Here is a 21,548-nt window from a genome sequence, read left to right on the forward strand (position 1 = left end):
ATGAGCAAGGCCATCACAATCATTGTCTGGTTACTTGTGTCGCTTTGCGTTCTGGCCATCGTCACGATGCCGGTCAGCCTGCAGACGCATCTGGTCGCCACGGCGATTTCGCTCATCCTGCTGGCGACGATCAAGAGCTTCAATGGGCAGGGGGCCTGGCGTCTGGTAGCGCTCGGTTTCGGCACGGCCATCGTGCTGCGCTATGTCTACTGGCGCACCACCAGCACGTTGCCGCCCGTTAACCAGCTCGAGAACTTCATTCCCGGTTTTCTGCTCTATCTGGCGGAAATGTACAGCGTTGTGATGCTGGCGCTCAGTCTCGTCATCGTGTCGATGCCGCTGCCGTCGCGCAAGACGAGGCCCGGTTCACCCGATTACCGGCCGACGGTCGATGTCTTCGTGCCGAGCTATAACGAGGACGCTGAGCTTCTCGCCAATACGCTCGCAGCGGCTAAGAACATGGATTATCCGGCCGACCGGTTCACCGTCTGGCTGCTGGACGATGGCGGCTCGGTGCAGAAGCGCAACGCCAGCAATATCGTCGAGGCGCAGGCGGCGCAGCGCCGCCACGAGGAGTTGAAGAAGCTCTGCGAGGACCTCGACGTGCGCTATCTGACGCGCGAGCGCAACGTCCACGCCAAGGCCGGAAATCTCAATAACGGTCTTGCCCATTCGACCGGCGAGCTCGTGACCGTGTTCGACGCCGACCACGCGCCCGCCCGCGACTTCCTTCTGGAAACGGTTGGTTATTTCGAAGAGGATCCGCGGCTCTTTCTGGTGCAGACACCACATTTCTTCGTGAATCCCGATCCCATCGAGCGCAATCTGCGCACCTTCGAGACGATGCCGAGCGAAAACGAGATGTTCTACGGCATCATCCAGCGCGGCCTCGACAAGTGGAACGGTGCATTCTTCTGCGGTTCGGCCGCCGTGCTGCGGCGTGAGGCATTGCAGGATACCGAAGGTTTCAGCGGCGTCAGCATCACGGAAGATTGCGAAACGGCGCTGGCGCTGCATTCGCGCGGCTGGAACAGTATCTATGTCGACAAGCCGCTGATCGCCGGGTTGCAGCCGGCCACCTTCGCAAGCTTCATCGGCCAGCGCAGCCGCTGGGCGCAGGGCATGATGCAGATCCTGATCTTCCGCCAGCCCCTTTTCCGGCGCGGTCTCTCGTTTACGCAGCGTCTCTGCTACATGTCATCGACACTGTTCTGGCTGTTTCCGTTCCCGCGCACCATCTTCCTGTTCGCACCGCTGTTCTACCTGTTCTTCGACCTTCAGATTTTCGTGGCCTCGGGCGGCGAGTTTTTGGCCTATACGGCGGCCTATATGCTCGTGAACCTGATGATGCAGAACTATCTCTATGGCAGCTTCCGCTGGCCGTGGATTTCGGAACTTTACGAATATGTGCAGACGGTTCACCTCCTGCCTGCCGTCGTTTCGGTGATTTTCAATCCCGGCAAGCCCACCTTCAAGGTGACGGCGAAGGATGAATCCATTGCCGAGGCACGGCTTTCGGAAATCAGCCGGCCGTTCTTCGTCATTTTCGCGCTGCTGCTGGTGGCGATGGCCTTTGCCGCCTGGCGCATCTACAGCGAGCCTTACAAGGCGGATGTCACGCTTGTGGTCGGCGGCTGGAACCTGCTCAATCTCATCTTTGCAGGCTGTGCGCTCGGCGTCGTTTCCGAGCGCGGCGACAAGTCGGCGTCGCGGCGCATCACGGTCAAACGGCGTTGCGAAGTCAAGCTCGAGGGTAGCGACGCCTGGGTGCCGGCTTCCATCGATAACGTCTCGGTGCATGGCCTGCTGATCAATCTCTTCGACAGCGCGACAACCATCGAAAAAGGCGCGACGGCTATCGTGAAGGTCAAGCCGCATAGCGAGGGCGTGCCGGAAACCATGCCTGTCAACGTGGTGCGAACGGTGAAGGGCGAGGGTTTCGTCTCGATCGGCTGTACCTTCTCGCCGCAACGCGCCGTCGATCACCGCCTGATTGCGGACCTGATCTTCGCCAATTCGGAACAATGGAGCGAATTCCAGCGGGTGCGCCGCAAGAACCCCGGCCTTATCCGTGGTACGGCCATCTTCCTCGCCATATCGCTCTTCCAGACGCAGCGCGGCCTTTATTATCTGGTCCGAACACTGAAGCCTGCTCCCAGAGACGCCAAACCTGTCGGAGCGGTAAAATGACCGGCCGTAAACCCATCCGGGATACTCTGGCAATGTTGGTATGGGGGGCCGTCGCCACGGGCGCGATGGCGCAGTCCTCGCCCTTCGACATGTCGCCGGAACGGCCCGCCCGGACGGCTCCGACACCCGTGCCGCCGTCCGCCGTCGCGCCTGCCGCGCCGCGTCAGCAGCCACCTGCACAGATTCCGGCCCAAATTCCGGCCCAGACGCCGTCTCAGCCATCCGCCTCGCCGCCATTTGCGGTTCAGCCCGCGCCGCAGTCGCAACAGCGCCCAGCCGTTCCGTTGCCGCCGCCGGTTGCGGCTCCTCCGCGTCAGGAAGGTGCGAGACCCGTTCCCGTAACGGCCCCGTCGCTCGACGCCGACAGCCGCCGCCGATACATCCTGCCCTATGAAAAGCTCAGTCTTTCCGGGGAGATGGACCGGCGGCAATGGAGCATCTATCTGACGCCGGAGCAGGTGAACGCCGCCGTTTCGCTCAATATCGGGTATCAAAACGCCATCGTGGTCGCGCCGGAAAGCTCGAATTTTCAGGTCAGCCTGAACAATGTCGCGCTGGATCCGGCGCGTATCGAAGCGCCCGACAGCGAGGGCAATGTCTCCTTGAAGATACCGCCCGGCGTCTTGCAGGTCGGCTCAAATGTCGTGAGACTGGGCGTGCAGCAGCGCCACAGAACCGATTGCACGATCCAGTCCACCTACGATCTGTGGACCGATGTAGACCCTGCCAATACCTATATCGGCTTTAATGCGGATGTCGCCGGAAGCTTTGCCAATATCGACGATATTCAGGCAACGGGGCCGGATGGCAAGGCGATGACGTCTATCGAGATTGTCGCACCGGCGCTCGGCAATCCGGCATTTGCGGATTCTCTCCTGCGTCTTTCACAGGCGCTGGCGCTCAGAACCCAGATGCCGAACCAGACGATCCGTTTCGTGGCCGCTCCTTCCGCTGAACGCAAGGCGGGCACGCTGACGGTCTTCGTCGGAACGGCCCGCGAGATTGCCGGAATTGCCGGAACGCTGCCACCCGAGGCTTCGGCGGGGGCTTTTGCCGGCTTTGGCGCCGCCGCGCCGGGCGGTCTTTCGCCGCTTTTCGTCAGCGGCCCCACCCCGCAGGCGGTTCAGGCGGCAATTGAGACGCTGTTTTCGTCGATATCGCGCACACCCGGTGCGCAGAGAACGACTTTTTCGACCCGAAGCTGGCATGCGCCGGATGTGCCGCTTGTCATGTCGGATCGCCGTATCGCGCTTTCCGAACTTGGTCTCGAAAGCACCGAATTTGGCGGCCGGCGTTTCCGCAACGAATTTTACGTCGGCATGCCAGCCGATTTTTATGCGTCCGCTTATGGTGAGGCGTCGCTTCTTCTCGATGCCGCCTATTCGTCGCAGGTATTGCCGGGCAGCCATGTCGATATCTACGTCAATGACCAGATCGCCTCGACCGTACCGATTTCCAACAATGGCGGCGGCATTTTCCGGCATCTGCCGATCAATGTGACGATGCGTCATTTCAAGCCCGGGCCGAACAAGGTCACCATCGAGGCAGTTTTGATGACGGCGCAGGATCAGGCCTGCGCGCCGGGCGCCCCTGCCAGCACAACGCCGCGTTTTGCATTGTTCGACACGTCGGAACTTCATATTCCGGACTATGCGCAGATCGGCCGCAAGCCGGATCTTGCCGCGATGGCGGGGGCCGGACAGCCCTATCGGACGGGCGGAGCGCCTGTTGCCCTGTCGCTCGACCGTTTCGACACCGACACCATGTCTGCGGCAGCCACGCTGATCAGCCGGCTGGCAAGCGTGGCGGGGCATCCCATCGACATCGAGACTGTCGCCTCGCCGCTGGTGATCGGTGATCGCGACGCGCTGTTCGTCGGCACGATTTCGCAATTCCCGCAGGCATTGATCGGCCAGTTCAATCTTGTTCCCTCCAGTCAGATATCCTGGAAAATGGGAACCGGCGTTCAGCCGCCCGCCCAAAGCAGCGAAACCCTTTTCAACGACTGGCGAGAGCGGGTGGACGGCGGTGTATGGGAGGGGCAGGTGTCTTCTCTCGAGGAGTGGATGAAGCGGAATTTCGACCTGAGTTCGGATACGCTACGCTTCCTGCCGGCAGCCGAACAGCTCTATGCGCCGCCAAGCAATGTTTCCTTCATGCTGGCCCAGGGACTGAGCCCCTCCGGCGAAGGGGTGTGGACGCTTGCCACGGCGCCAACGTCCGCGGAACTTCTTGACGGGATGGCGGCGATGACGCGGGAAAACCGCTGGCGCGGTGTCACTGGACGCGTTGCCGCTTACGATGCCGCTGCCGAAAAACTTGAAACGGTGGAGGTGGAACGGCCGTATTTTTACGTCACGCGGGCGTTTTCCTTTTCCAACTGGAGGCTGGTCGCGGCCAACTGGCTGTCGTCCAACGTTCTTTCCTATTCGCTGGCGTTCATCGGCTTCGTATCTCTCCTCGGCCTCGCCACTTTCACGATGCTGCGCATGATGGGACGGCATCGATGAAGAACGGGATCTCGAAACTGGCCGGCATTTTCTTCCTGTCCATGATGACGGTGATTGCAGGTATTTCCGTCAGCCGCGCCGCTTCGGTTTCGCCGGAGGCGTGGTCTGCCTATAAAGGCGCGTTTCTCGATCCCGGCGGCCGCGTCATCGATACCGGCAACGGCAATATCAGCCATAGCGAAGGCCAGGGCTACGGCATGTGGCTTGCCGTGCTTGCCGACAACCTGTCCGACTTCGAGCTGATCTGGAGTTTCACGCGCACCGAGCTTTTGGTGCGTGACGACGGGCTTTCCGCCTGGAAATGGGATCCGCGCACCAGACCGCATGTAACCGATATCAACAACGCTACGGATGGCGATATCCTGATCGCCTATGCGCTGGCGCTGGCGGCAGGGCAATGGAACCGGCAGGATTATGCCGAAGCATCCGCGGCCATCGCATCCGCCATTCTCAGGAAGACGGTGGTGCAACGCGGCGGGCGAACGCTGCTTCTGCCGGCGGCCAGCGGTTTCGACGAGGATGACCGGGAGGATGGGCCAGTGGTCAATCCTTCCTATCTGATTTTCGAGGCCTTTCCGGTGCTCAATCTTGTTGCGCCATCGCCGCTTTGGAAAGCGCTTGCCGATGACGGTTTGGCGCAGATCGGGACATTCGCTTTCAGCGATAGAAAACTGCCGGCTGACTGGGTATCGGTGAAGACGAAGCCGCAGCCGGCATCGGGCTTCCCGCCGGAATTCGGCTATAATGCGGTGCGCATACCACTTTATCTCGCAAGGGCGAATATGGGGTCGCCGGAGCTGCTCGCCCGGCTGAAAGGCGGCATGACGCTGGAAAGCGGCGCTGCCGGAACCTTCGACCTGAAGAGCGGAGCGGTCAAGGATGTCCTGTCCGATCCCGGCTATCGCATCATTCCGGCGCTCGCGGCCTGTGTCGCCGGCGGGCCGGCCGTTTCCGCCGAACTCAAAAACTTCCAGCCAACACTTTATTATCCTTCCACATTGCATCTTCTGGCATTGTCGTTTCTGGCAAGGAATAACGGGGAATGCCGATGAACAAGCCACTGTCGACCTCGGCTCTCATTCTGCTTCTGATAGCGCTTGCCGCCTTCCACTGGCGCGACAGCATTCTTGGGCGGGTGTCGGACGTGCATACCTCGGCGGTCGGCGACAACCGGGCGGTACAGCGTGTTTTGCCGGCGGCGGCCAATCCGGCGCAGATCAACGCTTTCGTCAAGAACCGTGAAATGGCGCAGGTAACGCAGCCCGCGACACCGCCGGTCACGGTGCCCGCGACCGACCCCTTGCCGGTGACACAGGCTGGCGGGCAGGCGCTGCAAACACAGACGGCGCAGGCGCCGGACCCTCGCGTCACCCAGCCTGCATCGGCTGATATGCCCGAGGTCGATCTGAGTGCGTTGCGCTATTTCGCGGCGAGGGGCGATACGCAGCGTCTTCAGGCCGAAATCGCGCGCCTGCGCGCGCTATATCCCAACTGGACGCCGCCTGCCGATCCTCTCGCCATTCCCGAAAATGGCGATCCACGGCTCGACGCCATGTGGCAGCTTTATACCGACGGCCGTTATGCCGAAGTGAGGAAGGCGATTGCCGACCGCCAGCAGGCGGAGCCCGGCTGGCAGCCACCCGACAATCTGACGGGCATGCTTTCCCTTGCCGAAGCGCGCCAACGGCTCGTCAATGCTTCCGATCTCAAGCAATATACGACAGTGGTGGATACAGCCGCCAATAATCCCAGCCTGCTGACATGCGGCGAGGTCGATGTGCTGTGGCGGGTTGCCGATGCCTTCGCCAATACCGACCGGATGGGACGGGCGCGGGACGCCTATCTCTACATCCTCAACAATTGCACGGTCGCCAGCGACAGGCTCGCCACCGTGCAGAAGGCATCCGCGCTTTTGCCGGCGGAAATGATGGACGAACTGCTGGCCAAGGAAAAACCGGGCGCCGATGGTCAGCTGGAATTCGAACCGGTCAAGAACGATCTCGCCCGCCAGTTCGTGGCCAAGGCAGGGGAGAAGGAGGGCATTGCCGTTCCTTCGGCCTATGTGATGCGGCTTCAGCGGCTTGCCGAGACCGACAAGCTTGCAAGCGACGCCCTGTTGCTCGGCTGGTACAATATCCGGCAAAAGAACATGGCGGAGGCGGAAAAATGGTTCCGCAAGGCGCGGGAAGAGGAAGACAGCGCATCGGCTTCGCAGGGGCTGGCGCTGGCGCTGATCGACCGTAACGAGCCGCGTGAGGCCGAGGACGTCATGTATAAATGGCGCAAGGCATCCGACGATGCGCTTGCGACCTATCTCGCCGCAACGGCCAATCTTCTGGCGCTGGAGCCGCCGGTCGTCCTGCCGCCGGAGGTGCTGCAACGTATCGCCGCCGAAACGGTGGCGCAGAAGGATGCGGCGACGGCGCAGCAATTCGGCTGGTATTCGCTTGCCTTCCGGCAGACGCCGCTTGCTTTGCAATGGTTCAGCACGGCCCTTGGCTGGAAACCCGATGATGAGCCGTCAGCCTACGGCATGGCGGTCAGCTATCACGATCTTCGCAATCTCGCCGGCCTGCGTGGCATCCAGCAGCAATGGGGAGGCCGTTCGCAACGTATCGCCGATGTCGGAACGGCGCGCATGGTGGACCAGCCCGGGCAGGCGGTTGCTCCCATAACCGCGCCGCCGGTTGTCGCACAGGTAACGGCGCCGCCCGTGCAGACCAGTGCACCGCAGGGTGAGACGGCGGTGGTTTATAACCCGCCTGTCGTCCAGCAGCCTGAGCCTTCGCGCAAGCAGGCGCGCCGCCCCGCGCAGGTGCAAAGGGAAGCCGGTGCTGCATCGCGCCCGCGTTCCTGCGCGGCCTATCCCGATCCGCAACGTCTGCCGCCACAGCAGGCGCTCGATCTCGGCTGGTGCCTGATGGAGACGAACCGGCCGGCGGAGGCTCTGAAAGCTTTCGAATCCGCAATTGAAAGCGGTCAATCCAATGTCAAAAGCGACGCAGCCTACGGCCAGAGCCTTGCCTATCTGCGCATGGGCTTGACGGACCATGCAGCCGTCTCGGCGACGAAATCGCGTATGGATCGCCCACGCGCGACGGAGCTGCAGGTTTCGATCCTTGCCGATCGAGCGGTCTCCGCATTCGGGTCGAAGCGATATGCCGAAACGCTTCTCCTGCTCGACCAGCGGGCGCGGCTGGCGGATGAGCGCACGGACCTGATGGTGCTGCGCGGTTATTCCTACCTCGCCATGCGCCGTTATGGTGAGGCCGCCCAGATTTTCGAAAGCCTTACAGCTATCGGAAACAAGGATGGCATCCGGGGGCTGGCTGCGGTGCGCGCCGCCCGGCCGAGCAACGGTCCACAGGGCGGCTGACGGGCGGCTGATCGCGGCTGGATATAGCAACAGTCGCTGCTATCTCGCGTCGGTGAGGTTGCGGATGATGCGCATGAAGATGCGCGCGCCGGTGCCGATCAACGCATCCGGAAAGTCGTAATCCGGATTATGCAGGTTGGGATAGTCCCGGCCTGCGCCGAGAAAGAACATCGCCGATGACGAAACGGCGCGAAAGCGGCCGAAATCCTCGGAAGCCCGCATGGGCAGCCCCTCCGAACCGTGGGAGATTTTTTCCTCGTCCAGCGCGCGCCGGATATGCCCGACCGCGTCAGGCGCATTTTCGCAATGCAGGAAAATATCGTCATAGGTGATGTCGAGGGTCAGCTGCTGTTCGTCCGCCACCTTTTTAGCCAGAGTTTCCGCAGCCTCGCAGAGTTTTTCCATCCGGTTGTCGGTCAGTGTCCGCAGTGTCGCCCAGATTTCAGCATCGGCCGGGGAAATTCCGAAGGCGGCTTCGCCCATTACGGCATGGGTGATCGTCACCATCGAAAAATCGGGCTCTGGCGGAAAACCGGAGCCCAGTTCGGCCAAGGCCGGCATCAGCCGGGATATTGCCCGCATCGGGGAAATGCCATGTTCAGGTGAAGACGCATGCGCCGTCTTGCCGGAAAGGTGGATTTTGACCCCGCGCGACGCGCAGTTGACCGGGCCCTCCACCACGCTGACATGGCCGAAAGGCAGGCCGGGCAGGTTATGGAGCGAAAAGGAATAATCCGGCTTTATCTGCCCAAAACGCGAGTCGGCGAGGACGGCGGCGGCGCCCGCGCCGGTTTCTTCCGCCGGCTGGTACAGAAGGATGACGCGACCTGTCGCGGGCCGCTGCCGGGAAAGGCCGAGCGCCAGCGCCGTCAGAATGGTGGAGTGGCCGTCATGGCCGCAAAGATGGCCTTTGCCATCAGTGCCGGAGCGGTATTCGGCGTCACTCTTTTCGTGAATGGGCAGGGCATCGAGTTCCGAACGGATGAGGATCGCCGGGCCGCTTTTACCGCTGTCATAGACCGCAGCCACGCCATGGCCGCCGAGATCGGCGAAAAGCCGGTCGGGCTGCGCCTGCTCGAGGAAAGCGCGGATGCGCCGCGCCGTTTCCTTCTCCTCGCCGGAGATTTCCGGATGACGGTGAAGATCATGGCGAAGCTCAATGAGATCGAGCATGTCCTTGTTGGTCAGAAACATCAAAAATCCTTGTAAGTCGTCCGGCCGGTTTTTCCTGCCGCAACTTACAGGGCGTTGCCTTTAATGCAAAACCTTTGGCGGGTGCCAGCGTTTGCCCGCCGCTTTCGGCTTGATGGCGAGCGTGACGACATCGGCTGGCAGCGGAACCTTGGCTTTTGCCAGTTCCAGCCGGGCAAGGGCTGCACGGGCCTTTTCCGCATATTCCAGATGTGCCGCATCGTCCGAATGATAGTGCTGCAGCCTGTCGAGGATTTCCGCACCTTCCATCGTTCTTTCGGCGGCAATCAGCGCCACGGCGCATTTGTAAAGCGCTTCCCGGTGGAAGGGCGCGCGATTGGTCACCTGGCGGAAGGCCTCGGACGCCTCGTGGTAGTGCTGCTGCGCCAGCCGGGCCTCGCCGATGCGCAGCCAAAGGACAACGGGTTCCTGCCCGGCGGCCAGAAGGCTGAGAAAGGCGATTTCGGCCTCTCGGAATTCACCCCGGTCGAACAACAGATTGGCGAGCCCGAATTGCGCGCCGAGATGGTCCGGTGCCGCAGTCAGCACCTGGGCGAAGGCAATATTGGCGGCCGCCTTCTGGCCGGTCTTATAGAGTTTGAGGGCCTGTTCGTAGACAAAACGGATGCTGCGCGGGTGAAGCGTGCCGCCGAGATTGTCGCCCGAGCGGGTGCGGAACAGCGTGCAGCTCAGCTTCTGCTCCTCCGGCCCGAAGAAATATTTGTAAGGCTCGTTGCCGCGCAGGAAATCATAGGTTTTGAAACCCTGCTCGATTGCCCTGCGAATGCAATGGCCATGCAGCACGAGCCCGGGGGAAGGGGTCTTCCAGTTCTCGTCGCGGCCGGTAATGTAGAACAGGACCGATTTCTTCTGGCGGTCGATGATATTGGCGAGCGCGCCGAGCGGCTGGTCGTCGAACCACAGCACCGGCACTTCCAGGTCGCCACGGATATAGACGTCCATCAGCATCTGCCGTGTCGCACCGATCAGGAGTTCCGTGCGTTCCTTGCCTTTGTGCGGCGCCCAGCGGATGCGCCAGAAATCGAACAGGATGTCCATGTCCCGCTTGATTGTTTCCCTCGTTGCAAAGGTGATGCGATATTCGTCGCCGCCTTCCACTTTTCTCAGGAAACGCCTCAGCTTCTGCCGGGTCTGGCTGCTCATATGACTGTCGAGATAGCCGTCGAACGTGTCCGGCAGCGTCACCACCGGGCAGATGCAATTGTTGATGTTGTAGGGGTTGGTTGGCATGTTGTCGCGAAACATGACGAGCGGGCCCTGAAGTGCCCGGATCATAGCGTCGCGGCGTTCCGGAGGGCCGGAAAGATAATCGAGCTTCAGCTCGGTCCAGTTTTGCTGGCGGATATAGGAACAGAAACCGGCGACTGCGTGATTTTCATAGTCCGGCAGGGTGATGAAACCGGTGTAATCGGCCGCCGCATTGCCGGCCATGACGATGCTGTCGTGGAAACGTCCGGTTTTTTTGTCCGGTTCGGTGACGATGCGCAGCGGGAAAAACGCAACATAGGGCGAGCCTTCCGCCCGTTCGCGCAGCGCAAGAATGAACCAGCGCCTGCGGCGCGGCATATAGTCCCTCAGCCACCCCCAGGAGAGGAAATGCCGGGCATGGGGATCGGCCATGAACACCGCATCCCAGTTTTCGCGGATCGCCTCGAAGCCGGCGTCCGTGTCGATGATATCGATACGCATTCGTCCCCCTCCCAATACTGATCACACATTCGGGAGGCTTCATTTTATGGGTAAACGGTCGGCTTCAAATATTCCCTTCGGGTGAAAGCCGTGCATCAAATGGGATTAGCCCGTCGCCGATCCGCCATCGCTGCGCCGCGACAAAAAAGACCTTGTCAGCCGGTGGCAGCGCTCTAACATGTGGGGCTGAATGCGCGGCCGGCTCAACGGTCCGCATGGCACAGGAGTTCTCATATGGCTGTTCCTTATATGCTTCTGACCGGCGCAAGCCGTGGAATAGGGCACGCCACCGTCAAGCTGTTTCAGGAAAAGGGCTGGAGAATTCTCACCGTATCGCGGCAACCCTTCTCCGAGGAATGCCGTTGGCCGTCAGCGCGGGAGAGCCACATTCAGGCCGATCTGGAGGACCTGTCCCGCATTGACGATCTGGCGGACGAGGTGCGTTCACGCCTGCCGGAGGGAAAGCTTGCGGCGCTTGTCAACAATGCCGGAATTTCGCCGAAGGGCGAGGGTGGCAGCCGTCTGGGTGTCATGGATACGACGGCGGAAATCTGGACGCGGGTGCTGAACGTCAATCTTGTTTCGACGGCGCTGCTCGCCCGCGCGCTTTTGCCGGAACTGGAAGCGGCAAAAGGCTCAATCGTCAACGTCACGTCGATTGTCGGCTCACGGGTGCATCCTTTTGCCGGCGTGGCCTATGCCACATCGAAGGCGGCGCTTGCGGCGCTGACGCGCGAGCTGGCGCATGAGTTCGGTCCGCGCGGCGTGCGCGCCAATGCGATTGCGCCGGGCGAGATCAACACCGCCATCCTCTCCCCCGGAACGGCCGAGCTGGTGGAAGCCCAGGTGCCGCTCGGGCGGCTCGGCACCACGGCCGAGGTGGCGCAGACCATCTATTTCCTGTGCTCGGAACAGTCGAGCTACATCAACGGCGCGGAAATTCACATCAATGGCGGACAGCACGTCTGACACGCCGAGCATCAACCGAAAATGGAGCCTTCATCGATGACCATCCTGCCGAATTCCGTCGAGGCACGCGATATCGCCTATCAGATGCATCCGAACGTCAATCTGCGCAAATTCGAAAAGACCGGCGGTCTGGTGATCGAGAGCGGCGAAGGCATCTATGTAACCGACAGCAGCGGCAAGCGCTATATCGAGGCGATGGCGGGGCTGTGGTCGGTGGCGCTCGGCTTCGGTGAACAGCGGCTGGTGGACGCGGCGACGAAGCAGATGCAGAAGCTGCCCTATTACCACACCTTTTCCTACAAGACGCACGGTCCGTCGGTTGATCTCGCCGAGCTGCTGATCGAGCTTTCACCGGTGCCGATGTCCAAGGTGCATTTCACCTCCTCCGGCTCCGAGGCCAACGATCTGGTCGCCAAGATGGTCTGGTATCGCTCGAACGCTCTGGGCAGACGAGAAAAGAAGAAGATCATCGGCCGCATCAAGGGGTATCATGGCGTGACGATTGCCTCGGCCTCAATCACCGGCCTGCCGCGTAACCATGAAAGCTTCGACCTGCCGCTGGACCGCATGTTGCATACGGCTTGCCCCTCCTATGTGCATTTTGGAAAGGAAGGGGAAAGCGAGGCGGATTTCACCGCGCGTATCCTGAAAGAGCTGGAGGATTTGATTCTTCGCGAAGGCCCGGAAACCATTGCCGCTTTCTGGGGCGAGCCGGTAATGGGCGCCGGCGGCGTTCTTTTGCCGCCCGAAGGTTATTGGGAAGGCGTTCAGGCGATCCTGAAGAAATACGATATTCTGCTTGTGGTGGATGAGGTGATCTGCGGTTTCGGCCGAACCGGCAAGATGTTCGCCTGCGAGACCTATGGCATCAAGCCGGATGTGCTTGTCGTCTCCAAGCAGATTTCGTCGTCCTATATGCCGCTTTCGGCGATCATCATGAATGACAATTTCTACCAGCCGATTGCCGACGAATCCGACCGCATCGGCTCCTTCGGCCATGGTTACACCGCCTCCGGCCATCCCGTCGCAACAGCTGTGGGGCTGGAGAACCTGAAGATCATTCAGGAGCGCGATCTGGTCGGTAACGTCGCCCGGCTGGAAGGCAAGTTTCTCGATCATCTGAAGGCGCTCGCCGATCACCCGCTTATTCATTCCTCGCGCGGTATCGGCCTGATCGGCGCGCTGGAGGTGAAGCCATGGGAGGGCATGAAGCCCGGCGATACCACGCTCGCCCTTGCCGCGGCCATCGAGGAGGAGGGTGTCATCACGCGGCCTATCGGCGAGTCCATCTGCTTCTGCCCGCCGCTCATCATTACGGCCGAACAGCTGGACGAGCTGTTTGCCGGTGTGAAGCGTGGTCTCGACAAGGTTGCGGCTGCCCGAGGCTGATGACTTCAGCAATTGTGCCGGCCGGTTTATCCGGCTGGCCTATCCCCGATAGGCCACAAGCACCGCGCCGCAGGCGATCAGCACCACGCCGAGCCAGTTGGGCAAAGACAGCCTTTCGCCCAGAAACAGCACCGCAAAGACGGCAACAAACACGACGCTCAGCTTGTCTATGGGCGCGACGCGGGCGGCGTCTCCGAGTTTCAGCGCCCGGAAATAACATATCCACGATGCGCCGGTGGCCAGTCCCGAAAGCACGAGGAACAGCCAGGTTTTACCCGAGATGGTGGAAGGCTGCTGCCAGTTGCCGGTGATGTAAACCATCAGGCCGGCGGCGGCGAGAATGACGACGGTGCGGATGAGAGTGGCGAAATCGGAATTGATATTTTCGACGCCGACCTTCGCAAAGATGGCGGTGAGCGCCGCAAAGGCTGCCGATAGCAGCGCCCAGAATTGCCAGGCCAGAAACAGGTTCTTCATGCCGCCACTCCGCTTATCGCATTTGTTCCGCTTCGGCTCTACCGCATCTTCCGGCCGATAAAAACCCCGTTTAGTGGGCGCGAGCCTGAACAAAGAAAGCCCGGCGCATCCTGTCGATGCGCCGGGCTTTCCATATGTGCCTGCCCGGAGAAACCGGGACAGGCCGGACCTTGGGAGGTCTTATTATTCGGCGGGCTGCACCGAAGCCGGAAGCTGATCCACATCGGCGATTCCGGTGAACTCTTCCTGGCCGCTCAGCACGCGGGCAAGCTGATCCTGATCCAGTTCGCCTTCCCAGCGGGCGACGACGATGGTGGCAACTGCGTTGCCGACGAAGTTGGTGAGGGCGCGGCATTCCGACATGAAACGGTCGATGCCGAGGATCAGCGCCATGCCGGCGACGGGAACCGAAGGCACAACGGAGAGGGTTGCCGCGAGCGTGATGAAGCCCGCGCCGGTGATGCCGGCCGCACCCTTGGAGGAGAGCATGGCAACGAGCAGCAGCAGAATCTGTTCGCCGAAGGAGAGGTGAATGCCGGTCGCCTGCGCGATGAAGAGGGCCGCCAGCGTCATGTAGATGTTGGTGCCGTCAAGGTTGAAGGAATAACCGGTGGGGATGACGAGACCGACGACGGAGCGCTTGCAGCCCGCCTTTTCCATCTTGCTCATCAGGCCCGGCAGGGCGGCTTCGGAAGAGGAGGTGCCGAGAACCAGCAGCAGCTCTTCCTTGATGTAGCGGATGAGCGCGACGATGGAGAAACCGTTGTAACGGCATACCGCGCCGAGAACCACGAACACGAACAGGAAGGACGTGACGTAGAAGGTGCCGATCAGCATTGCGAGGTTGGTGACGGACGAGATGCCGTATTTGCCGATGGTGAAGGCCATGGCGCCGAAAGCGCCGATGGGGGCGGCCTTCATCAGGATCGCGACCAGTTTGAAGATCGGATACATCAGGGCGTGCATGAAATCGGTGACGGTCTTGCCCTTTTCGCCGACGATGCCGAGCGCGATACCGAACAGAACCGAGAAGAACAGCACCTGCAGAATGTCACCGCTGGCGAAAGCGCCGACGATGGTGGTCGGGATGATGTTCATCAGGAAGCCGGTGATGGTCTGCTCATGGGCCTTGTCGGCGTAGGTCGCGACTGCCTTTGCATCCAGCGTGGCGGGATCGATATTCATGCCCGCGCCCGGCTGCACGGTGTTGGCGACGATGAGGCCAACGATGAGCGCGAGCGTGGAGAATACGAGGAAGTAGATCATGGCCTTACCGGCCACGCGACCCACCTTTTTCATGTCGTTCATGCCGGCGATGCCGGTTGCGACGGTGAGGAAGATGACGGGAGCGATGATCATCTTGACGAGGCGGATGAAGCCGTCGCCAAGCGGCTTCAGCTGTTCGCCGAAGGCCGGATAGAAATGGCCGAGCGCGATACCGGCGATGATGGCCACCAGAACCTGGAAATACAGGTGCTTGTAGAATGGCTGCTTGGCGTGGCCTGCGGCCACGGCTGTCGTATCGATCATGTTTTTTCCTCCTCGGCCTCACCCTGCCTTTATTGGCCTCCCGGGATCGCCGTGACGTTGACGGCTTCGCGCCGATTGCGGAGTCATGTGCAATACGCATGCCAGACTTGCTTATTTGGTGTAACTGGCTGATTTCAAAAGTAGTTTTTATTGGCGCTTCATCGGCCCACATGTATTTGTGCGGAATTCCGGACAAGATCTCTTGCGGTCTGTGTGTAAATCCGCACAATTGCCGCATGACTTATCAGGATCTGGCATCTTATTCCCATGCGAAGCGGCGGGCGCAATGGCTGGCGCTGGCGGGCCTGTGGCTGCTCGTCAGTCTTGGCGTTCTGCTGGTGGCCGATGAGTTCGCCCGCAATCAGGCGATGCGCATGGCCGGTTCCGAGGCCGCCACGGATGCCGAACTGAAGATCGCGCTCCTGAATGTCGCGCTGGAGCGGCCGCGCGCCATTCCGCTTGTCCTCTCCGGAGATCCCGATCTTGCCGCCGCGCTGGATGGCGGCGGTGCTCCTGCCCTCGACCGGTTGAACCGCAAGCTGGAGGGGCTGATTGAAGGCACACAATCCTCGGTGATTTATGTGACCGGGCCGACCGGATTGACCATTGCGTCGAGCAACTGGCGGCAGGATGACAGCTTTGTCGGCTCCAATTATGCTTTCCGCGAATATTTCCAGGCCGCGATGAAGACCGGCATGTCCGAACATTATGCTCTCGGCAATGTCAGCCGCCGGCCGGGTCTTTATATCTCCCGCCGCATCGATGCCGCCGATGGGCGGCCGCTTGGCGTCGTCATTGCCAAGGTCGAGTTCAACCGGCTGGAGACAGACTGGAACATCGGCGGCAAGCCGGTCTATGTGGTCGACAGAAACGGCGTCGTGCTGATGACCAGCGTGCCGGAATGGCGCTTCAAGACCGTTGCGCCGATCGATGAGGCGCGGCGGAAAATCATCTCCGAGAGCCTGCAATTCGGCAATGAGGCGCTTTCAACGCTGCCGTTTCGCGCGGCGCGGCGCGCGAGCGAGGATGTTCCGCTCATTCATGTCGATGAGCCGGGGAGGGAACGCGGCGATTATCTGCGGCTGGAAGTGCCGGTGCCGACCACTTCATGGACGCTGCACTATCTCCAACCGGTCGCGCCGGCGCTGAATGCCGCCATCCGCGAGGGCAGGGTGGTGGCGCTGGCGACGCTGATGCCGCTGATGGCGCTTTCGGCCCTGTGGCTGTGGCGCAGGCATAAGGCGCTCAAGGAAAAGGAAGAGGAGCAGCGTGCCCGCGCCGAGCTGGAAATGAAGGTGCAGGAGCGGACCCGCGACCTGACGAAGACCCGCGATCATCTGCAGGCCGAAATCGCCCTGCATGAAAAGACCTCGGGCGAGTTGCGCAATGTGCAGCACGAACTGGTGCAGGCCAACCGCCTTTCCATTCTGGGGCAGGTGGCGGCGGGCGTGGCGCACGAGATCAACCAGCCGGTCGCGACGATCCGCGCCTTTGCCGACAATGCCCGCACCCTGCTGAAACGCGACCGCATGTCCGAGGCCAACGAAAATCTCGAAAACATCGCGGCGCTGACCGAGCGTATCGGCACCATTACCGGCGACCTGAAGATATTGGCGCGCAAGGGCCGCACCGCCGCCGAGCCTGTCAGTGTTCGACTGGTCATCGAAGGTGCAGTCATGCTTTTGCGCAGCCGCTTCTCTGGGCAGATGGATGCGCTTGATATCGTGTTGCCGGATCAGGACCTGAAAGTGCTCGGCAGCCGTATCCGGCTCGAGCAAATTCTCATCAACCTTCTGCAAAACGCGCTGGAAGCCACTGAAGAGACTGGGGCGGCGCGTGTCGAAGTTCGTGTGCGCGAGGAAGGCGACATGGTCGTGCTTTCCGTCAGCGACAATGGCACTGGCATTCCCGAAGCCATCCGCGCCCAGCTTTTTTCGCCCTTCAACACCTCAAAGGAAAGCGGCCTCGGCCTCGGTCTTGTCATCTCCAACGATATTGCCTCGGACTATGGCGGGCGCATCGAGGTGGCGAGCAGCAAGGCGGGCACATGTTTTTCCGTATTTCTGAAGCGAGCATGACATGACGGCGGATGGAACCATATTCCTGGTGGACGACGACTCCCAGCTGCGCAAGGCGATGGTGCAGACGCTGGAACTCGATGGATTGCCGGTCACGTCGTTTTCCCGCGCAGAACAGGCGCTTGCGGCTTTGAACGAGGATTTCGACGGCGTCGTCATCACCGATGTACGTATGCCCGGCATGACCGGGCTCGAATTTTTCGACCATGTTCGCAAGATCGATGCCGATCTGCCGGTCATTCTCATCACCGGTCATGGCGATGTGCCGATGGCGGTCGATGCGCTTCACAATGGCGCTTATGATTTCATCGCCAAGCCATTTCCCGCTGAACGCATGGTGGAAAGCGCCCGCCGGGCGCTGGAAAAGCGCCGCCTCGTGCTGGAAAACCGGGCGCTTCGCCGGGCGGCGGGACAGGCTGAGGATGATTTACCGCTGATCGGCCAGACGCCCGCCATGGAGCGCCTGCGCACCACGCTCAGGCACATTGCCGATACGGATGTGGATGTGCTGGTGGCGGGCGAGACCGGCAGCGGCAAGGAAGTGGTGGCGACGGCCCTTCACCGCTGGAGCAAGAAACGCTCAAAGGGCAATTTCGTGGCGCTGAATTGCGGGGCGCTGCCGGAAACGGTGATCGAGAGCGAGCTCTTCGGCCATGAGCCGGGGGCTTTCACCGGCGCGCAGAAAAAGCGCGTCGGCCGCATCGAACATTCGAGTGGCGGCACCCTGTTTCTGGACGAAATCGAAAGCATGCCGCTTGCGGTGCAGGTGAAGATGCTGCGTGTGCTGGAAATGCGTGAGGTCTCGCCGCTGGGGTCGAATGAGGAGCGGCCGGTCGATATTCGTGTGGTCGCGGCGGCCAAGGTCGATCTTGGCGATCCGTCCGAGCGCGGCACGTTTCGTGAGGATCTCTATTACCGGCTGAATGTGGTGACGCTGTCCATTCCGCCGCTGCGCGAACGCAAGGCGGATATTCCGCTGTTGTTTTCCCACTTCGTCACCAAGGCGGCCAACCGTTTCAACATGGCGGTGCCGCAGATCAGCGCCGGCATTTCCCGCCGCCTTAACGACCACGACTGGCCTGGCAATGTGCGCGAACTCGGACATTTCGCCGAAAGGGTGGTTCTGGGGCTGGAGACGGAACCGGCGACGGCGCCTGCGTTGCAATCCACAATCCCCGCTTCCGGAACGCTGCCGGAGCGCATGGATGAGATCGAGGCGCGCATCATCCGCGAAACGCTGGAACAATCGAATGGCGACGTGGCGGAAACCATCGCCACGCTCGGCATCGCCCGCAAGACCTTTTACGACAAGCTGCAGCGCCACGGCATCAACCGGGCGGATTATGTGAGGAGCGGCACGGCGTAAGATGGCGCGAAGCGCGCATGAAAAAGCCGCGGACGTTTCCGTCCGCGGCCTGGCAATAACGGTAACCGTGTTGAAGGTCTTCCCGATCAACCCGCGACGCAGAAATGGCGCTGGCCATCATAATCCGTATAGGTGCCGGTGCGGGTGTTGAAGCTCCGGTAACGCTGCGAGCAATAATCGTACCAGGCGTTGGTCCAGGGCTCGATGGTGCGATAGGTGCGGCGCTGGTTGTAGACCGGGCGGCTGTCGTAAACCGGCTGGGCGCGATAGACGGGTGCCGGGCGGTAAACCGGCTGGGGTGCTGCGCGATAATAACGGTAATCCGGCTCTTCATCGATATAGCTCGGCTCGTCGACATAGACGCGCTCTTCGTAAGCTGGCGCCGGACGCGACATTGCGGAGCCCACGGCGACACCGGCGGCAAGGCCGAGCACGCCACCGAGAATGGCGGCATCGCGACGGTCGCGGCGGTCCCAGTCGCCAGCGGATGCGCTGCTCAAGGGAACAATGGTGGCGGCGGCGACGGCGACGGCCAGAACGGTTTTAGCTGCAAAGGACGACATGGTGTGTTCTTCCATACAGGTGGCAGGGCGCTGCCAGTTGCAAATTCGATGGTTAAGGAAATACAGCGCGGCTGCTGAACGGGCGCTGAATGAATTGTGGCAGACCGGCGGCGGCCCGCAATTCCTGTTTGCGCGCGACGCACTTCGCGCTAGAACTCAAGAACAAACAGGACGCACCGATGAGCCTTTCCCAGATAACCGTCAATTCCGACACCTCGCATGAAGACCGTGCCCAGGCCATTCGCGATACGCTGCGTGACGCCATTGTCGACCGGCGGCTGGCGCCGGGAACCAAACTGTCGGAATCGGAAGTGGGAACGCTGTTCGATGTTAGCCGCACGGTGGTGCGCGCCGCACTTCAAATGCTGGCCTATGAGGGGCTGGTGAAGGCCGAGCGCAACCGGGGCGCCTTCGTCTCCAATCCAACGCCGGATGAAGCGCGGCAGGTGTTCGCGTCGCGACGGTTGATCGAACCCGGCGTCGTGGATGCCGCGATCGAAAAAATCACGCCTGCGGCGGTGAAGCGGCTGCGTGAGCATCTGGTGCAGGAAAGCCGCCACCAGCATGAGCGCGGCCCGAGCGCCAGACGCGCGGAAATCAAGGCATCGGGCGATTTCCACCTGATGCTGGCCTCGCTTGCCGGCAACGCCATTCTGGAAAAATTTATGGACGAGCTGGTCGCCCGCTCGTCGCTGGTCATTGCGCTTTACGGGCGCTCTGGTGTTTCAAGCTGCGGCCACAATGATCACGCCGATCTCCTTGATGCGCTTGAGGCGAAGGATACGGCAAAGGCCCGCGCGCTCATGTTGCAGCATCTCGACCACATCGAGGCCGATCTCGACCTGCGCATGATGGAAGGTCTGGCGCTGAAGGATGCGCTGGCGCTCTGATTGACCGCCATCCCCGTCGCGGGACGGGAATGGCGGGTTGATTGCGCGTCAGGCGGCGTAACGGCTGATCGCCAGATCGTGCGTGTCGATCTCCGGCTTGTTGCCGCTGATGAGATCGGCGAGCACCCGGGCGGAGCCGCAGGACATGGTCCAGCCAAGCGTGCCGTGGCCGGTGTTGAGATATAGATTGCTGTAGCGGGTGGCGCCGATGACAGGCGTGCCGTCCGGCGTCATCGGACGCAGGCCGCACCAGAATTTTGCCTGGGTCTGGTCGCCCGCGCCGCCGAACAGGTCTTCCACCGAATGGGCCAGCGTTTCCTGCCGGGCCGCCGGCAAATCCTTGCTGAAACCGGCGATTTCCGCCATGCCGCCGGCACGGATGCGTGAGCCGAGGCGGGTAATCGCCACCTTGAACGTCTCGTCCATGACCGTGGAAACGGGCGCGCGCTCCTTTTTCACGATTGGAACCGTTATGGAGTAACCCTTGACCGGGTAAACCGGCAGGGTAAGGCCAAGCTGGCGCACGAACTGCGGCGAATAGCTGCCCAGTGCCGCCACGAAAATATCGGCCTCCACCAGCCCGCGGGTGGTCTCCACAGCCTTGACGCGCCCTGCCTCGACGATGGGGCGCATGATGCCCGTATCGTAAAGGAAGGTAACGCCCGCCTCTTCGGCCATGCGGGCAAGTTCGGTGGTGAACATGAAGCAGTCGCCGGTTTCATCGCCGGGCAGGCGCAGGCCGCCGACGATCTTTTCCTTCGAAGGAGAAAGACCGGGTTCGATGGCGGCGCAGCCGTCGCGGTCGAGAATCTCGAAAGGCACGCCGCCCGCCGTCAGCACGTCGACATCCTTGCCGATGGCGTCGAACTGCTTCTGGGTGCGGAACACCTCCAGCGTGCCCTGCATGCGCTGGTCATATTCGATGCCGGTCTCTTCGCGCAGCGCCATCAGACAATCGCGGCTATATTCGGCAACGCGCACCATGCGGCTTTTGTTGATGGCATAACGCGCCGAGGTGCAGTTGCGCAGCATCTGGCTCATCCAGCGCCATGCGGCCGGATCGGCAGTGGGGCGGATGATGAGAGGCGCGTGTTTCATGAACAGCCATTTCATCGCCTTCACCGGAATGCCGGGCGCTGCCCAGGGCGAGGAATAGCCGGGCGAAACCTCGCCGGCATTGGCGAAGCTGGTTTCGAGCGCCGCGGCGGGCTGGCGGTCGATCACCGTCACCTTGTGCCCGGCTTTGGCCAGATACCAGGCGGATGTCACGCCGACAACGCCGGCTCCGAGGATAGTGACGTTCATGATC

At 61.5% G+C, this 21,548-nt stretch carries 15 protein-coding genes; 9 read left to right on the forward strand and 6 right to left on the reverse strand.

Annotated elements, in window-relative coordinates; translation table 11 throughout:
• From bcsA to ACQZ40_RS19415, 4 genes are read left to right on the forward strand one after another with little or no spacing between them, the layout of a single operon-like run.
• Complete coding sequence (gene bcsA, locus ACQZ40_RS19400; protein ID WP_448748497.1) at positions 1 to 2,190, forward strand: UDP-forming cellulose synthase catalytic subunit; 2,190 nt, start codon at positions 1 to 3, stop codon at positions 2,188 to 2,190.
• Positions 2,187 to 4,700: a cellulose biosynthesis cyclic di-GMP-binding regulatory protein BcsB gene (locus tag ACQZ40_RS19405; protein WP_448748498.1), complete on the forward strand. Its 2,514-nt coding sequence runs from the start codon at positions 2,187 to 2,189 to the stop codon at positions 4,698 to 4,700. The genes bcsA and ACQZ40_RS19405 overlap by 4 nt, the downstream gene beginning before the upstream one ends.
• Positions 4,697 to 5,752 carry a glycosyl hydrolase family 8 gene (locus ACQZ40_RS19410; RefSeq protein ID WP_448748499.1) on the forward strand — a complete coding sequence of 352 codons (1,056 nt, stop codon included), beginning with the start codon at positions 4,697 to 4,699 and terminating at the stop codon, positions 5,750 to 5,752. Before ACQZ40_RS19405 ends, ACQZ40_RS19410 begins: the two co-directional genes overlap by 4 nt.
• Positions 5,743 to 8,076, forward strand: coding sequence for a cellulose synthase (locus tag ACQZ40_RS19415; RefSeq protein ID WP_448748500.1), 2,334 nt, complete (start codon positions 5,743 to 5,745; stop codon positions 8,074 to 8,076). Before ACQZ40_RS19410 ends, ACQZ40_RS19415 begins: the two co-directional genes overlap by 10 nt.
• 39 nt (positions 8,077 to 8,115) lie before the next feature.
• Here ACQZ40_RS19415 and ACQZ40_RS19420 read toward each other — a convergent pair whose 3' ends face one another.
• The gene (locus ACQZ40_RS19420; RefSeq protein ID WP_448748501.1) at positions 8,116 to 9,270 is read right to left on the reverse strand and encodes an amidohydrolase; all 1,155 of its coding nucleotides are present in this window, start codon (positions 9,268 to 9,270) and stop codon (positions 8,116 to 8,118) included.
• 60 nt (positions 9,271 to 9,330) lie between these two features.
• Entirely contained in the window at positions 9,331 to 10,977 is a 1,647-nt protein-coding gene (locus ACQZ40_RS19425) for a GNAT family N-acetyltransferase (RefSeq protein ID WP_125146977.1), read from the reverse strand.
• Positions 10,978 to 11,211: 234 nt separating this feature from the next.
• On the opposite strand from ACQZ40_RS19425, the gene ACQZ40_RS19430 reads away from it, so the two are divergent.
• Both ACQZ40_RS19430 and ACQZ40_RS19435 read left to right on the forward strand, forming a co-directional pair.
• Positions 11,212 to 11,946, forward strand: a complete 735-nt coding sequence (locus ACQZ40_RS19430) for an SDR family NAD(P)-dependent oxidoreductase (protein ID WP_065655602.1) — start codon at positions 11,212 to 11,214, stop codon at positions 11,944 to 11,946.
• A 36-nt stretch (positions 11,947 to 11,982) separates the two neighbouring features.
• Positions 11,983 to 13,335, forward strand: coding sequence for an aspartate aminotransferase family protein (locus tag ACQZ40_RS19435; protein WP_271045744.1), 1,353 nt, complete (start codon positions 11,983 to 11,985; stop codon positions 13,333 to 13,335).
• A gap of 39 nt (positions 13,336 to 13,374) precedes the next feature.
• Here the strand turns inward: ACQZ40_RS19435 and ACQZ40_RS19440 are convergent, their stop codons facing one another.
• The gene (locus ACQZ40_RS19440) at positions 13,375 to 13,812 is read right to left on the reverse strand and encodes an EamA family transporter (RefSeq protein ID WP_127755823.1); all 438 of its coding nucleotides are present in this window, start codon (positions 13,810 to 13,812) and stop codon (positions 13,375 to 13,377) included.
• A gap of 183 nt (positions 13,813 to 13,995) precedes the next feature.
• The gene (locus ACQZ40_RS19445; protein ID WP_448748502.1) at positions 13,996 to 15,342 is read right to left on the reverse strand and encodes a dicarboxylate/amino acid:cation symporter; all 1,347 of its coding nucleotides are present in this window, start codon (positions 15,340 to 15,342) and stop codon (positions 13,996 to 13,998) included.
• Between the two features lie 236 nt (positions 15,343 to 15,578).
• Here ACQZ40_RS19445 and ACQZ40_RS19450 point away from each other — a divergent pair, with 236 nt between their 5' ends.
• Both ACQZ40_RS19450 and ACQZ40_RS19455 read left to right on the forward strand, forming a co-directional pair.
• The gene (locus ACQZ40_RS19450) at positions 15,579 to 17,420 is read left to right on the forward strand and encodes a sensor histidine kinase (protein WP_271045745.1); all 1,842 of its coding nucleotides are present in this window, start codon (positions 15,579 to 15,581) and stop codon (positions 17,418 to 17,420) included.
• Between the two features lies 1 nt (position 17,421).
• Entirely contained in the window at positions 17,422 to 18,786 is a 1,365-nt protein-coding gene (locus ACQZ40_RS19455; RefSeq protein ID WP_443407738.1) for a sigma-54-dependent transcriptional regulator, read from the forward strand.
• A gap of 86 nt (positions 18,787 to 18,872) precedes the next feature.
• Here the strand turns inward: ACQZ40_RS19455 and ACQZ40_RS19460 are convergent, their stop codons facing one another.
• Positions 18,873 to 19,349, reverse strand: a complete 477-nt coding sequence (locus tag ACQZ40_RS19460) for a BA14K family protein (RefSeq protein WP_078052553.1) — start codon at positions 19,347 to 19,349, stop codon at positions 18,873 to 18,875.
• Positions 19,350 to 19,528: 179 nt separating this feature from the next.
• On the opposite strand from ACQZ40_RS19460, the gene ACQZ40_RS19465 reads away from it, so the two are divergent.
• Positions 19,529 to 20,239: a GntR family transcriptional regulator gene (locus tag ACQZ40_RS19465; protein WP_003519916.1), complete on the forward strand. Its 711-nt coding sequence runs from the start codon at positions 19,529 to 19,531 to the stop codon at positions 20,237 to 20,239.
• 48 nt (positions 20,240 to 20,287) lie between these two features.
• On the opposite strand, the gene ACQZ40_RS19470 is transcribed toward ACQZ40_RS19465, so the two are convergent.
• A complete protein-coding gene (locus ACQZ40_RS19470) occupies positions 20,288 to 21,544 on the reverse strand; it encodes a D-amino acid dehydrogenase (RefSeq protein ID WP_078052554.1) in 1,257 nt (418 codons plus the stop codon).
• Between the last annotated feature and the right edge of the window lie 4 nt (positions 21,545 to 21,548).

This window comes from Agrobacterium sp. 16-172Ci (assembly GCF_053522725.1).